Origin of the sequence: Gilliamella sp. ESL0443, from assembly GCF_019469165.1 — a bacterium.
In the GTDB taxonomy this organism is placed as follows: Bacteria; Pseudomonadota; Gammaproteobacteria; order Enterobacterales; family Orbaceae; genus Gilliamella; species Gilliamella apicola_E.
The window spans coordinates 2,338,972-2,354,415 of sequence record NZ_CP048263.1; the positions used below are offsets into that span (position 1 = coordinate 2,338,972).

The 15,444-nt window shown below is 35.1% G+C and carries 11 protein-coding genes and 1 pseudogene; 8 read left to right on the forward strand and 4 right to left on the reverse strand.

Translation table 11 applies throughout. The features are described 5' to 3' along the window. The first annotated feature begins 107 nt into the window (after positions 1–107). The 6 genes and pseudogenes from hsdR to GYM76_RS11045 all read left to right on the forward strand — a co-directional run. A complete protein-coding gene (gene hsdR, locus GYM76_RS10700) occupies positions 108–3,629 on the forward strand; it encodes a type I restriction-modification system endonuclease (protein ID WP_220225447.1) in 3,522 nt (1,173 codons plus the stop codon). Positions 3,630–3,740: 111 nt separating this feature from the next. Further along, on the forward strand, positions 3,741–5,342 hold the full coding sequence (locus GYM76_RS10705) for an N-6 DNA methylase (protein WP_220225448.1): 1,602 nt from the start codon (positions 3,741–3,743) through the stop codon (positions 5,340–5,342). Next, positions 5,342–6,604, forward strand: a complete 1,263-nt coding sequence (locus GYM76_RS10710; RefSeq protein ID WP_220225449.1) for a restriction endonuclease subunit S — start codon at positions 5,342–5,344, stop codon at positions 6,602–6,604. The genes GYM76_RS10705 and GYM76_RS10710 overlap by 1 nt, the downstream gene beginning before the upstream one ends. 3 nt (positions 6,605–6,607) lie before the next feature. Next, the gene (locus tag GYM76_RS10715; protein ID WP_220225450.1) at positions 6,608–7,267 is read left to right on the forward strand and encodes a hypothetical protein; all 660 of its coding nucleotides are present in this window, start codon (positions 6,608–6,610) and stop codon (positions 7,265–7,267) included. Continuing rightward, positions 7,245–7,613, forward strand: coding sequence for a hypothetical protein (locus GYM76_RS10720; RefSeq protein ID WP_220225451.1), 369 nt, complete (start codon positions 7,245–7,247; stop codon positions 7,611–7,613). The genes GYM76_RS10715 and GYM76_RS10720 overlap by 23 nt, the downstream gene beginning before the upstream one ends. A gap of 180 nt (positions 7,614–7,793) precedes the next feature. Beyond that, a pseudogene (locus GYM76_RS11045) lies at positions 7,794–7,985 on the forward strand (RtcB family protein); the annotation flags it as partial. 262 nt (positions 7,986–8,247) lie between these two features. On the opposite strand, the gene GYM76_RS10730 reads toward GYM76_RS11045, so the two are convergent. Then, on the reverse strand, positions 8,248–8,709 hold the full coding sequence (locus GYM76_RS10730) for a hypothetical protein (protein ID WP_220225452.1): 462 nt from the start codon (positions 8,707–8,709) through the stop codon (positions 8,248–8,250). Positions 8,710–9,074: 365 nt separating this feature from the next. Here GYM76_RS10730 and GYM76_RS10735 point away from each other — a divergent pair, with 365 nt between their 5' ends. After that, entirely contained in the window at positions 9,075–9,770 is a 696-nt protein-coding gene (locus GYM76_RS10735) for a hypothetical protein (protein ID WP_220225453.1), read from the forward strand. 407 nt (positions 9,771–10,177) lie between these two features. Then, positions 10,178–10,720 (forward strand): hypothetical protein, encoded by a 543-nt coding sequence (locus GYM76_RS10740; RefSeq protein WP_220225454.1) that lies wholly within the window; start codon positions 10,178–10,180, stop codon positions 10,718–10,720. A gap of 394 nt (positions 10,721–11,114) precedes the next feature. On the opposite strand, the gene treC is transcribed toward GYM76_RS10740, so the two are convergent. The 3 genes from treC to treR form a co-directional block, all read right to left on the reverse strand. Next, a complete protein-coding gene (gene treC, locus GYM76_RS10745) occupies positions 11,115–12,794 on the reverse strand; it encodes an alpha,alpha-phosphotrehalase (RefSeq protein WP_220225455.1) in 1,680 nt (559 codons plus the stop codon). A 69-nt stretch (positions 12,795–12,863) separates the two neighbouring features. Further along, on the reverse strand, positions 12,864–14,291 hold the full coding sequence (gene treB / locus GYM76_RS10750) for a PTS trehalose transporter subunit IIBC (RefSeq protein ID WP_220225456.1): 1,428 nt from the start codon (positions 14,289–14,291) through the stop codon (positions 12,864–12,866). A 162-nt stretch (positions 14,292–14,453) separates the two neighbouring features. After that, entirely contained in the window at positions 14,454–15,410 is a 957-nt protein-coding gene (treR, locus tag GYM76_RS10755) for a trehalose operon repressor TreR (protein WP_220225457.1), read from the reverse strand. Positions 15,411–15,444: the final 34 nt, after the last annotated feature.

A 15,444-nucleotide genomic window follows, 5' to 3' on the forward strand; every position in this document is an offset into this window, starting at 1 on the left:
CGAAAGATTATTTTGTACGTCAAAAAATAAAAATAGCTATAAAATTAGACAAAATTTGCGATAATAAAAAAGAGAAAGGGATATAACGTCAATGGAGATAGTGCTTAATGATAATAATTAAAGAGCAATCGAATTTTGGTTTTCTCGCTGAACACGATCCACTATTTGTCGAATTAGCGTGTACAGCAGAGCGAGCATTTAGTAGTGATCCTAATACCACATTAATGAAATTACGGCAATTGGCTGAAGCAATGGCACAACATATTGCTGCCAAGGCTGGTATTGAATTTAATGAACGCACTTCGCAGTCTGATTTGTTGTATAAGATTAGTAATGAACTCAAATTAGACCCCATTATCCGTAATCTTTTTCATACTTTACGTATTGAAGGGAATAAAGCTACTCATCAATTTAAAACCAAGCACAAAGAAGCAAAAGATGGACTTTTAGTTGCTTACAAATTAGCGATATGGTTTCACCAATCTTTTAGTCAAGCTGGTGTGCAATTTAAACCAGGACCTTTTAAACCACTTGTTGACCCGAGCGAGCATCTGCGCAGTTTACAGTCAGAAATCAGTAAACTTAAAATAGAACTAGAACAAGCCAATATTGAACTCAATTCAAGTCAACAATTTAATGAATTACTCGCTAAAGAAAAGACTGAATTTGAAACGTTAGCATTAAAAATGGATGAAGAGGCGCGATCCTTATCTCAACAGGCCCAAGAAAATGAGGCAATGATACTCAAACAACAGAAAGAATATGAAATAAAGATTAAGGATTTACAACAAGCACTTGCTCAACAAGATATAAAAGCTCAAAAAGCATCTCGTAATACAATGAGTAAGAAAGCTAAGAAAGCAAGTCAACAAATAGAATTAAGCGAAGAGCTCACACGAATTTTAATTGATATGCAGCTTATTGAAGCGGGTTGGCAAGCTGACACCGAACACTTAAATTATAAAAAGGGTACTCGCCCAGAAAAAAATAAATATTTAGCCATTGCCGAATGGCCGACAGAACATAAAGGCGAAAAAGGATGGGCTGATTATGTTTTATTTGCGGGATTAACACCAATTGCAGTTGTTGAAGCTAAGAAAAAGAATAAAAATGTTTCTGGAAAAATTGGTCAAGCTGAACGTTATAGTAAAGGCTTCCAAGTATTACCACCATTGATTGGTGCATGGGAACTTGAAAAAAGAACGATTGCTTGGCCTGATGAATCAGATTGCCACTACAAAATTCCTTTTGTTTATTCTTGTAATGGTCGTCCATACATTAAGCAATTAGCTGAACAGTCAGGAACATGGTTTCGTGATGTTCGTGATGGCGCCAATTTAAAGCGTCCTTTATTATCCTTTCATTCACCACAAGGACTCTTAGATCTACTTAATCGTAGCCGAGAAAACGCTGAGCAACAACTTCAGCAAGAACCATTTGCCTATTTGCAATTAAGGGATTATCAAGAAAAAGCAATTGTTGCTACCGAAAATGCCCTTTCCAAGGGGATACGAACCGCTTTACTTGCTATGGCAACAGGAACAGGTAAAACTCGAACAATTATAGGTTTGATATACCGCTTTTTAAAAACTGAACGATTTAAACGAATTCTATTTTTAGTTGATCGTACCGCTCTAGGAAATCAAGCAATAGATTCTTTTAATGAAGCCCCGTTAGAACAAAATCTCACTTTATCTAAAATTTATAACTTAGCCGAGCTTGGTTCTATGGCTACTGAAGCTGAAACACGAATACAAGTGGCAACCGTGCAAGCAATGGTTAAACGCATTTTTATGAGTGATAATCCACCTTTAATCGATCAGTTTGATTGTATTATAATTGACGAGGCGCACCGTGGTTATACATTAGATCAAGAGATGACAGAAGGTGAGATGACAATACGTGACACCACGCAATATTTATCAAGTTATCGTCGAGTATTAGATTATTTTGATGCGGTAAAAATTGCGCTAACGGCAACACCAGCAAAACATACTAGTGATATTTTTGGTAAGCCTGTTTATATTTATTCATATCGAGAAGCTGTTGCCGATGACTGGTTAATTGATCACGAACCGCCAATACGTTACCAAACTTTATTAACACAAAATGGTATTACGTTTACCAAAGGTGAAAAAGTCAGCGCCATCAATACGCAAACCGGTGAAGTTGAAACTGCTGAATTAGAAGATGAGCTTAATTTTGAAGTCGACGCGTTTAATCGTCGGGTTATAAATGAAAACTTTAACCGAGTAATTTGCGAACAATTGGTAAATGAACTCGATCCGTTTGGTGAAGAAAAAACATTAATCTTCTGTGCTACCGATCTGCATGCAGATATGGTTAAACGCTTATTAGATGATGCATTTAAGAATCTCTATAATGGTGAATATAATCAAGCTGCTGTCGCTAAGATTACCGGGCAGAGTGATAAAGTTGATCAATTAATCAAACAATATAAAAATGAACGCCATCCAAATATAGCTATCACTGTTGATTTATTAACAACCGGTATTGATGTGCCTAAAATTTGTAATTTAGTCTTCATGCGCCGAGTCAAATCCCGTATCTTATATGAACAAATGATTGGTCGTGCAACAAGACGATGTGATAGCATAGGTAAAACGGTATTTCGAATATATGATCCTGTTGATATTTATGCCGCACTAAAAGACGTTAATACCATGCAACCGTTAGTTAAAGATTCTAATATCACCCTTCAACAATTAATTGATGAACTAAGTGATCCTAAATTATTAGCTAAAGCATTACAAACACCAGGCGATATGGCGGGGGAAACTTATGCTGATGTAATTTTAAATCAATTAAATCAAAAAGTAATGCGAATCTTGCGTAAGGCAGAGCAAAAAGCGGAAAATAAGCCTGAATTAAGACAAAAGTTAGATGAATTACAAACCTTATGGGATGTTGAACCCAAAAAATTACATAACTATTTACATGAAATTGGTCCTGAATCTGCTGCTAATTTTATCAAACAACATCATGGGTTAATTAATCAATTAAACGAAGTCAATCGATTGCTAGGTAGTGAACGTTTACCACTCATTTCTCAACATGAAGATCATCTTCGTGAACGCTCGCAAAGTTATGGTTCTCACCAAAAACCCGAGGATTATTTAGACAGTTTTAATCATTTCATACATAATCAATTAAATGAAAGTGCTGCGTTGTCTGTGGTTGTTAACCGCCCACGTGATTTAACCCGTGCGCAATTGAAAGAAGTTAAACTGTTATTGGATGGTGCAGGTTATTCGGAAGCTAATTTACGCACTGCCGTACGCAATCAAACTAATCAAGATATTGCAGCGAGTATTATTGGTTATATTCGACGTGCTGCTTTGGGCGAACCATTAATTCCTTTTGAACAACGTGTTAAACAAGCCATGCAACAAATCTACCAAAGCCATAGTTGGACACCGGCTCAACGCAATTGGCTAGATCGTTTAGCCAAACAAGTCATCTTTGAAGTCGTCATTGATAAGGAATTTATTAATCAACGCTTTACTGATAGTGGTGGCGTAAAGCAGCTTGATAAAATATTGGGCAATCAACTTGATACGGTATTAGATGAATTAAGCGAGGCTATTTGGCCAGCACTTACCGCATAATATAGCAAAGTTACTTGAAGTTGCTAAACTATACATTTACTCTAATTCATAATGGCGATGAAAATACTAGTCTTGCCTATTAAGTATTCGAGTATAAACTTGGGATAAAAAATGAGTAATAACAATATTGTACAAAAACTGTGGAATTTATGTGATGTATTGCGTGATGATGGTATTAACTATTCAGATTATGTAACTGAATTAGTACTTTTATTATTTATTAAAATGGTACATGAAAATACCGAAGCAGGGATTTTGCAAAAACATCCTTTACCTGTTGGTTGTCGTTGGACTAATCTCAATGATAAATCAGGTATTACCTTATTAAATGATTATAAAGCTATGCTATTAGCCTTATCAACAGGTAAGCGTCAAGAAATCGATCCTAAAAATCCAGAAAAATACATTGAAGTGACAATACATAATGACCCATTAATAAGCGCCATTTATGACGATGCACAAACTCGATTACGAGAACCGCGCCATTTGGAACAACTGATCAAAACATTAGATCAAATTGATTGGTTTAGTATTCAAAAGGATGGGCTGGGTGATCTTTATGAAGGATTATTAGAAAAAAATGCCAATGAAACAAAATCCGGTGCTGGTCAGTATTTTACGCCAAGACCACTGATTAATTGTATGGTGAGGTGTATTAAACCACAAATAAAACATATCATCCAAGATCCTGCTGCCGGAACGGCAGGATTTCTTGTCGCAGCAGATCAGTATTTACGGCAACAAACCAACGATTATTATGATCTTGATGCTAAAGATGCTGATTTTCAAAAAAACGAAGCGTTTATTGGTGTTGAATTAGTACCAAATACTCGTCGACTTGCCTTAATGAATTGTTTATTACACGGTATAGAAGGCGGTAATGATGGTGCAATTTTATTAGGCAATTCACTTGGTCAAGTTGGGCAAAACCTAGAGCCTGCAGATATAATCCTCGCTAATCCGCCGTTTGGTACCAGTAAAGGTGGCGATGCCAGTATTACTCGTGATGATTTAACTTATGAAACTACCAACAAGCAATTAGCTTTTTTACAACATATTTACCGCAATTTGAAACCCGGTGGTCGCGCTGCCGTGGTATTGCCTGATAATGTATTGTTTGAAGCGGGTAAAGGGACTGATATTCGACGCGATTTAATGAATAAATGTAATTTACATACAATACTACGCTTACCGACCGGTATTTTTTATGCCCAAGGTGTAAAAACCAATGTGCTATTTTTTACTAAGGGCTCAGTAACAGACAAACTACAACAAGAAAACTGTACGCAAAATGTTTGGGTTTATGATTTACGTACCAACATGCCTAGCTTTGGTAAACGTACACCATTTACTGAGCAATATTTACAACCATTTGAAACTGTTTATGGTATCAATCCCGACGGTACCAGCCCAAGACAGGAAGGTGAATGGTCATTCAGTTCAGATGATATCGAAGCTGACTCGTCAGCCAGTCAAGAAAACTTAGACGTTAATGATCAACTAGCGCAATCAAGATGGCGCTGTTTTAGCCGCGATTGGATTGCTGACACAAAACAGGATTCACTCGATATCAGTTGGTTAAAAGATAAAAATAGTGTGGATGCAACCAAACTCCCAGAACCAGCCATACTCGCCAAGCAAGCTAAAGATGAGTTAATAGTTGCTTTGGATAAGTTGGAGAGTTTGTTGAGTGCTTTGGGAGAAACTGAATAATGAGCGATATTCTTTTACCGGAAGGATGGCTGTATACAATAATTGGTCGCTATTTATATATTAAAAATGGTTTTTCATTCAAAAGTAAAGATTATGTTGAATCATCTGAAGATTCACATCCTGTTATAAGAATATCTGACATTGATGGGGAATATGCTTCAGATTCAAATGCAGTTCATGTAATAAATAAAGTTGATGGGTTTGATATAGAAAATGGTGATTTATTAATAGCTATGTCAGGTGCGACAACAGGAAAAATTGGTGTATATAAAGGTATGAAGATCGCCTATCAAAATCAACGGGTAGGTAATATTAAACTGTTATCAGAAAAATTTGGAAATCATTTATTCAGAAACTATTTAATTCTATTTATCAAAGATAAAATTCTTAAAGCATCTTATGGAGGAGCACAACCAAATATATCAGGAAATACTATTGAAAAAATATCCATTTTACTACCTCCTTTATTTGAACAAAAAATCATAGCTGAAAAACTTGATTTATTACTAGCTGAAGTACAAGAAACAAAATCACACCTTGAACAAATTCCTGAACTTCTCAAACAGTTTCGGCAGTCAGTGTTATCGGATGCTGTGAGTGGTAAGTTAACGAAAGATTGTGCTTACCATTCCCGTTCTAATAACATTATATTAGGTAATGTTTTAGAATTAGCATACGGCAAATCATTACCAGCGAAATCTCGAAGTGGTGACGGTTATCCTGTATATGGATCAAATGGTGAAATAGGTAAACATAAACAAAAATTAGTAAACGGACCATTTATAATTGTTGGTCGTAAAGGAAGCTATGGTGAAATTACTTGGTCTGATAGTTCAGGATGGCCAATTGATACTACATATTATGTTGTATTAAAAATAAAAAGTAATCTTAAATTTATTTTTTATTTATTACAAACTTTGGGATTAAATCAATTAAATAGGTCTACCGCTATACCAGGCTTAAATCGTGAAGATGCATATAAACTTAAAATTAATTTACCCTCAATCCAAGAACAAAACGAAATCGTCCGTCGTATAGAACAATTATTTGCCTATGCTGATAAAATTGAACAACAGGTTAATACAGCTTTAGAAAAAGTGAATCATTTACCGCAATCAATTTTAGCCAAAGCTTTTCGTGGTGAATTAACCGCCCAATGGCGCGCTAAAAATCCTGATTTAATTACGGGTGAAAATTCAGCGGCATCCTTACTTGAAAAAATTCAGATTGAACGTGCGCAACACAATAAAAAGAACAAATAATCAATGAGTCAAGAACAAATTGATTTGTTAGAAATAATTACCAATAAACAAAATAGTAACCCTGAAATCAACACATTGTTTAAAGGGTTATTATATTCACCTTGGCAATGCTCGAATAAATTAATCGATAAATATGTTAGTAAATCATTAGCAAAAATAGTAAAACGATATAAACAGTCTGTGTTACATTTTGTTTTTAATACAACTAAATTTAATTACTACCAAACTTATATTTGTGGAATTTATTTAGAGCTTAATGATAGCAACACAGGTGAAGAAGCAAATTTCTTAGCGCAATTAAATTTGTACAAAGAAATAATTTCCGAAGACCTCGAAAAAGCTAACCTTAACTTTGATGAATTATCATCACAAGGGCAAGATACATTAGTCGGTTTGTGTATTTATGCGACCATCGCAGTATATGAGGTGGCGGGAATTATACATCCTATCGATAATTCAAAAAACTTTCATCTCAAAATTAAAGAATGTTATTTAGATGCTTATTTAATAAAACAGTTTAGAACTTTTTGCAATCAATATAGTTGTATATCAGATTATTTAACTCTCTATGAATTAACCAAGAATTTAGGACTATCTCAATTACAAAAAAATAGTGAACCACTGAAAAATATTACTAACTATGGGGGGAGTTCGTCATGGTGATTTACTTTATACCTACTTTGATCTCATGCAATTCACTAAACAGGCAATCTCTGAACCGACCAAAGATGATATAGCTATTTTAAAAGGGATATTAGCCATTATTGCATCCTGTCAGCAAGATGATTATCCGGGTTCACTGAGTGATAAACTGACGGATCTACCTAACTTTAAATCCAATCAAGATGAACGTAACATCGTTATTGAGATTTTGGCTTGTGTGGGGATTTTACAACCCGCTTCTTATGAGCGCCCAACAAGGGGAAAACACGATTGGGTATATGCCACTTATTGGCGTGGTCAGGATAAATACAATCAACAAATGGTGAAGCAATTATTTGGTCTTTAATGCATGATCTCTAATTTGCTCTAGGGGCTGTTGAATCTCATCCCAACTCAGCCCACCAAATATTTTTTCAGCCTGTCGGCATCATTACTCTTCTGTTTTTTGGTTCTCGAAATCGCAAAAAGCTATATTTAACAATGACTAGTCAAAGCAGATAGTTTTTTTCATATTGTGTAGTGAGTGATAAGCCCAACAGCGACGAGAAACAGATTTACCATTAAAGATCAAATCAAATCAACGGCACATGTCGAATGTCGAAAAGATGCTAATATGATTGATGAAATCCCAATGGCATACAAAGATATTGATGCTTTTATGGCTGCGCAAAATGCATTGGTCGAGATAGTGCATCAATTAAGGCAAGTGGGGGTGTGAAGGGATAAAAATTATCGAGAAGCGATCCTCGATATTTATTTAATCTTTACTGCTATCAACTTTAAATTACCAAACTTACTAATTACCATAATTTTCTTCGATAAGATATTTGCAGATTTTCCTTTAGGTTAGTGCAATGGGTTTCGTCTTGAAAGCAGCCGTGCAATATTGAAGTTCAGGTGTTCAGGCGACCGAGGGGTTCAAACCAACCCCTCTGGCTCTCTGTTCCACTGCGCGTGGAGCGTAAGGGCGAAAGTTTAGTCTAATGTTTATTAATTCGACTACTTTGTTGTTCTTTAGTTGGATCATGAGGTTGGCATTTTCCATATATTGTTGATTTAAATATTTTTCCACGATTATCAATGAGTTCGCCAATCATAACATAGGGGGCACCAACTGGATATTTGATGTGATCGTGATGTTTAGTGTAATGGTCAAAATCGATTGCAATGATCGCGCTTTTCAAGCATTGCAAATTGATATCTTTAGCATTCAATAAGCGGTAAAGTTTAGAATTATATTTAGATACGATTGGTTGAAAATATGCCGTGTCTGGTTTAATAACCTGATTTAGTAAATCGAACTTTAATGAGAAAATATGGTTTGTTTTTGCAAATTGATACAATATACCTAAAGCCCAGTAACCTTGAAAGTCATTATTCCGGCTATTAAAGCTACTCGTTATTCCTCGTATTACATCAATAAGTTCTTTGTGCTTGGACATATTTAATTGGTTTCAGTTTTGGTCAAAAATTTAAAGTAATCTATTGGAATAGGTAAGCGATAATACCGACAAGCGGTTAGTATTATCGGGTTAATTCCATATTTTATAGCACTAAGCTCTTTATAATAAGGTTCACTATCGCAAACATTCAAAACATCTGCCCAAAATTGCTCAGGATCTTGTTTAAAGTGCTTAAAGAGTGAGTTTTATATCTATCTTATCGCCTTGTAAAATCAGTTAAAAAATAATATAGCATATTCTGTTTAGGCTGGGCAGTTGTTAATTAAACAATTCCAAGAGTTTACTTTTTAGGTTATAGTGTTTGTGAAAATTTTTGAGGAGTCTATACCGTTATAAGGAGCGTAATGATGTATCATGCAATTTTACCGAGTAAGCAACAGCCTGCTGCAGAGCGATTTTTGCAACAGTTGCCGAAGTTAGTTGCAGCAAGTCCTTTATGCCTGCGCCTTAAACCTACATCATTGCTGATTGATATTGCTCCGTACACCTTAACGGCTCAGCCCCACAGTTTTATTGCAGTCCGGTTCAACCTATCACCACGTGCAGCTCGTAGACGGGATAATGTTATACGGCAATTGCTGGAGCAGCATGAGCCTGACCTTTATCAAGCGGTATTAGACCTTGAGCAAACCACCCCTGACCAGGTCAGTCAGCAAGCCCAAGCATTTAAATCATGGCTTAAAGATTTGCTCAGTACATCCGTCATGCCTTGCGATTATTGCGAATCACCTCTGACGGTTCGTATTGGTCACCGCCTTAATTTTCGTTGCCGAAGCTGTCGACGTACGTTTAATCCGCTCAAAAAATATCAATTAAATCATTTATCTCATTGCGAACTGTGGTTGCCTTTTGTTGACTTATTGCTACAAGGTGAAACCCTCAAAACCGCTAATCAGCAATTAGGGATTAACTCCAATACCGCCGCTAAATGGAAGTCCTGTTTTCTATGGATAATGGAAAAGCAAGGGTTTTCCATATTGGCGAATTATTGCCGAGTAAAGCGACGCCAACGTTATCGGCAAATTTGGTTAGGCATATAAACTGATGTGATTTTTTTACAGATTAGTGAATTAAATTTTAACATTGGCATCAATGATTCTAATGTTAAAATTATTGAGATGTGTATGCTACTTTAATGTAAATAATCATACTTAAGTAACACATTATCAATGATAATGAGTAATATGCATAAAGTACTTCATAAAATTAAGGAATAATGGAAATGGAAAGGGATAGACAAAATTATTTAATCTTCAATTCAAATGATTTACTGAAGTTATCACTAATTTGTTTTACAGTAATGCACGCTATTCGAATATTATTAGAAGCCCCATATGCTTTGCTAGTATTTAATAAGGGAATATTGTTATTTTGTGGTACCTTACTAATTTTAGTTCTAAATATTGTTTGTATAGTTATATCGTTATACGTTTTTTTTCGTGTTATTGTGCAAATATTTATTCCCCAAAGTGATATGAATCAAAATGATCATACTTCGATAACTTTTTTTAGTTTATTTTTATATGCACTAGGTCATTTATTTCTTTTGTTCCTTTGTATCTATTGTACAGGAGATACTGATTTCTTATTTTGCTTGGTTGTTACTTTACCAATATTGTTTTATTCATTTATCAATTTAATTGGTGCTGTATTTATTTTTATATTAAAAATAATTAAAAAAATCATTCTGTTTTTTATTGATAAAGAAGATAAATCAAATGAACGCAAATTTATGTTCACTCATTTTTTAATGAGTAAAAAATTCTGTTATTTCAACAAACTGCTTAATTATATAACGTTTTTTTCAATTTTTTATTTATTAATAGCTACAACTGTATTACCCATTGCTTTGCCATTGCTTGGTATAAAATGGTTTATTATTGTTTGTTGGGGTTATCTTTTAAACTTTATTGGCGCAATTATTCTTTATATGTTGTTTTATCTTAGAAACAATCACCACGATGACAGAAATAAGGAAGAACACAACTAACCCAAACTATTCTATTTGTAAAAAATATTGAGGAGTCTATACCATTTTAATATTTACACTGATTAATTTATTTTGCTAATAAGTAAGCTGTATCAAAAATAGTTGATCTAAATTATTACAAATTTTAATTAATATGCAGGAGTATTTTTTATAATTGACATTAAATATTAAAAAATAATCAGCTTATAAGTAGATTGTAATCATTATTATCAATACTCTAAGCAATAAGAGTATAAGTGTTTATTTTTATAACAAACACTACACTATTTATCTCCCAAACCATTTAATTCAAGAGATTTATTTTAAATCATTCACTTTTTTTCGATGTATAAATTATAAAAGATACAACCATAAAAAATTATGAAATATATGCAATTTAGGAAATATAAATCAATTATTTAGAAATTCCTAGATGCAACCAATACATAGCCTCATAAGGTTGCAACTCCATTTCGGGCTTTAATACAGTTTGGTATTCATAATTACCTAGCAATCTTTGCCAATGACGATTTTCTAATGCTTTAGGCAATTGCCATTTAACCATATTTTCGGTCAGATTGGCTATCACAAGTAACGTTTGATTATTCCAATGTCTGATATAGCACCAACAATCAGCATTATCAGGCGTTAGATCTTGATAGTCACCGAAAATAAAGATCGGGTATGTTTTTCGTAATGTGATTAAAGTTTGATAGCAATAAAAAATGGAATTAGGATCGTCAAGCGCTGCTTTAACATTAATTTTCGGGTAATTGTTTGCCACCTCAATCCAAGGTTTACCTTGACTAAATCCGGCGTTGGCGGTGTTGCCCCATTGCATTGGTGTTCGGCTATTGTCCCGTGATTTACTGGCAAGAATCGCTAACATATCAGACTCTGACACACCTTCGGCAATTTTTTCTTGATAGATGTTAAGACTTTCCACATCTTTATATTGCGAAATATCGGTAAAATGGGGATTGGTCATCCCAATCTCTTCACCTTGATAAAGATACGGCGTGCCTTGTAGTCCATAAAGAATCATCGCCAGCATTTTGGCCGATTCGTTGTGGTATTGGTCTTCGTTACCTAAACGTGACACAATGCGAGGTTGATCGTGATTACACCAGAAAATCGCATTCCACGCCTTACCGTGCATACCCATTTGCCAATAGCCAAGTATCTTTTTGAGTTCAAGTAAATCGGGTTTAGCCAGCGTCCATTTTTCCCCATTTGGATAATCAATTTTTAAATGATGAAAATTAAACGTCATGGTCAACTCTTTGCCATCCAATGCGGAATATTTTTGACAGTTTTCTAATGTAGTTGATGACATTTCACCCACGGTTTTTAAGTCATTAGGTTGAAAAACATCTCGACTTAACTCTTGTAAAAATTCGTGTATTTTCGGGCCATCCGTATAATATTTTCGTCCGTCACCTTGTACGTCATCCGGAAACTCTTGCTGTTTAGAAACCAAATTGATCACATCCAACCTTAATGCATCAACCCCTTTATCCGCCCAAAATTGACAGACGTTTTTAATCTCTTGGCGGACAGTTGGATTTTCCCAATTGAGATCGGCTTGCTGCTTTGCAAACAGGTGTAAATAGTATTGTCCTGATTGCTCATGCCACTGCCAAGCTTTGCCGCCAAATTTTGACCGCCAATTATTAGGTTCTGAGCCGTCAGCTTTGGCGTCTTTCCAAATATAAAACGATCGAAAAGGGCTGGTTTTATCTAAGGCGGATTTAAACCATGGATGCTCTGTTGAAGTGTGGTTAAAGACCATATCCATCATAATCCGGATATCACGTTCATGCGCCTGCTTCACCAATAATTCAAAGTCATGCATCGTGCCATAAGCCGGATCGATATCATAATAATCTGATACATCATAGCCATTATCAACTTGCGGAGAGGGATAAATTGGCGTTAACCAAATCGCACTAATGCCCAGATTTTTCAGATAATCTAATCGGCTGATAATGCCTAATAAATCCCCCGTTGAACCTGCGCCACTGGCTTGAAAGCTTTTGGGATAGATTTGATAGATAGTGCCATTTTGCCACCACGGGATATCTATTTTATTCATTGCTTACTCTTTATTTTTAATCAGTAAAATTAAATTCACATAAAATGGGTGAATTACTATTTATAATCATTATTGGATATTTAGTGTGCCTTTTTTCTGTTTTATTTTATAAACAATGATAGTTAATGCGATCGGAACAATAATCGCTACTAGCATTGCTAAGGCATAAATTGACCAATAAACAGGTTTTATTGATAAGATACCAGGCAATCCCCCCACACCGATACCATTAGATAATACACCATATAAACCACAGATTAACCCAGCACTAGCTGCACCGACCATGGCACAGAACATTGGGAATTTATAGCGTAAGTTAATACCGTACATAGCTGGCTCAGTAACACCTAGATAGCCGGATATAGCAGCAGGAATGGAAACTTCGCGCTCATTATGTTTTCGACTGATCAAAATAATGCCAACAACGGCTGAAGCTTGAGCAATATTGGATAAAGCAATGATTGGCCAAATCGGTGTACCGCCCATACTTTCTGTCATCTGCATATCGATAGCTAATGTAGTATGGTGAATTCCAGTAATAACCAACGGTGCATAAAAGAATCCAAAAATTGCTGACCCAATGAAGGCATAATCACCAGTCATTAAATATTTAACCACATAAGCAATACCATTGCCTAACATTCGTCCGATTGGCCCTAAAAGAAAATGTGCAAGGACGACGGCTAATAGCAGTGATACGATTGGGACAATCACTAAAGTTAGGTAATTAGGGACAATTCTACGTAATCGAGTTTCGATCCATCCCAATGCCAAACCAGCAAAAATAGATGGAATCACTTGTGCTTGATAGCCGACTTTTTGAATCGTAAACCAACCAAAATCCCACACGTCAGGAACGATTTTCCCTAGATTATAAGCATTCATCAGTTGTGGAGAAACCAATGTTATGCCTAAAACAATCCCTAACACAGGAGAACCGCCCATTTTTTTGACTGTAGACCAGCAAATAGCCACCGGTAAAAAGTGGAAAATCGCTTCACACGGTAACCAAAGGAAACTATGTATAGGTACCAACCAAGTATACGTGTCAGTAAGCGGTTTATCGTTAATAGTTGGCATTTCACCAATTACATTACGCAAGCCGAGTAATAAACCACCCGCAATCATTGCAGGTAATAATGGTACAAAAATTTCAGCTAAATTTGAGATTAACCGTTCAAACCATGACATATTTTGTTTAGCTGCGGCTTTTGTTTGCTCTTTGGTCGCTTCGTCAATATTTAATTGCTCAATCAATAATTTGTAATAACTATCAACATCCGTTCCAATAATAACCTGAAACTGCCCGGCATTATTAAAGCATCCTTTGACAAAAGACAATCCTTCAATCGTTTCAACATTGGCTAATTTGGGATTAGCAAGCGCAAACCTTAATCTTGTCAAACAATGGGTAACACTAGCAATGTTTTCTTTTCCTCCAACAAGTTCAATCAATTGCATAATTGATTTTGTTGAAACTTTAGGTGCTTTTGCCATTGTTAAGTCTCCTTATTTTCAATTTAAGCCAAAATTTTTTAATTATTTCGACCCTAATTTGTTAACAATTAAGCATAAATTGAATTATTATTTAAATAAATGGGAACGTTCCCTTTTTGTGATAAACCTCACAATTTTAGGCAATATATCACTCAAAAATAGTTAAATGAGTATTTGGGAAGGAACCGTAATAATTTTAGGTTTTGCTCCACTTTGTAGTATTTGCAATAACTCGTTTGCAGCATAAGTACCCGCTTTATCAAAACCAAGATCGACTGTAATTGTTTTGGCAAACAAGAATTTAAGCAGATCGCTACTACCAATGCTAATAACAACAATATTATTGATATTTTTTTCAGATAAGAATTTATTTAGGCCTAAAGCAATTGAATCGGTAGCACAAACGATTGCTGTTGGTGAATCAACCAATACTGACTCGGCAAGTTCATAACCAGAATAATAACTTAATTTACCAAGCACCGCATTTGGCTTAAGTTTATGAGTATGACAAAAATTAGTATACGCTTGGTAGCGTAATTCACCAGTAGTCTGATCTTGTTTAGTAATACCAATATAGCCAATTTTTTTATGCTTTTGATATAAATAGGTTAATGCTTTGTTTACCGCCCCTACATCATCATAACAAATGCAAGTATAATCAGAAAAAGGCCTAGCAATAACCACACATTTATCTTGCCAAAATGTCAGCCGAGAGCTATTCAATCCTGTAAAAGCAAAAATCACTACACCGTCAGCTTGCTTTTCTTTTAACATTGTCAGGTGTTCTTCGACTTTTTGCGGGCTAAATTGGCTCTCAATGATAATCGGATCATACCCATTTGCATAAAAAACAGGCAACATGTTTCGAACTGCATGATTTTCGGATATGGAATCAAGGCGAGTAACAATTATACCAATCACTTTATTACCATAACCACGCATTGCTCTAGCTGATTTGGATGGGGTAAATTGATATTGTTCAACAATTGCCATCACTTTGTTACGTGTCGATTCCTTCACCATTGGGTCGTGATTAATAACTCGCGAAACAGTGGATTTACTTACCCCGCTCAATTTGGCAATATCTTTAATGGTTAAATTCGGTGATGGCTTATTCATAATCAATTTTTATAATGAAAATCAATTAAATCAT

What these genes read in the sequence shown, in the direction of transcription:
- hsdR (WP_220225447.1), top strand. Translation starts at nt 108, where the DNA reads ATGATAATAATTAAAGAGCAATCGAATTTTGGTTTTCTCGCTGAACAC.
- GYM76_RS10705 (WP_220225448.1), top strand. Translation starts at nt 3,741, where the DNA reads ATGAGTAATAACAATATTGTACAAAAACTGTGGAATTTATGTGATGTA.
- GYM76_RS10710 (WP_220225449.1), top strand. Translation starts at nt 5,342, where the DNA reads ATGAGCGATATTCTTTTACCGGAAGGATGGCTGTATACAATAATTGGT.
- GYM76_RS10715 (WP_220225450.1), top strand. Translation starts at nt 6,608, where the DNA reads ATGAGTCAAGAACAAATTGATTTGTTAGAAATAATTACCAATAAACAA.
- GYM76_RS10720 (WP_220225451.1), top strand. Translation starts at nt 7,245, where the DNA reads ATGGGGGGAGTTCGTCATGGTGATTTACTTTATACCTACTTTGATCTC.
- GYM76_RS10730 (WP_220225452.1), bottom strand. Translation starts at nt 8,709, where the DNA reads ATGTCCAAGCACAAAGAACTTATTGATGTAATACGAGGAATAACGAGT.
- GYM76_RS10735 (WP_220225453.1), top strand. Translation starts at nt 9,075, where the DNA reads ATGATGTATCATGCAATTTTACCGAGTAAGCAACAGCCTGCTGCAGAG.
- treC (WP_220225455.1), bottom strand. Translation starts at nt 12,794, where the DNA reads ATGAATAAAATAGATATCCCGTGGTGGCAAAATGGCACTATCTATCAA.
- treB (WP_220225456.1), bottom strand. Translation starts at nt 14,291, where the DNA reads ATGGCAAAAGCACCTAAAGTTTCAACAAAATCAATTATGCAATTGATT.
- treR (WP_220225457.1), bottom strand. Translation starts at nt 15,410, where the DNA reads ATGAATAAGCCATCACCGAATTTAACCATTAAAGATATTGCCAAATTG.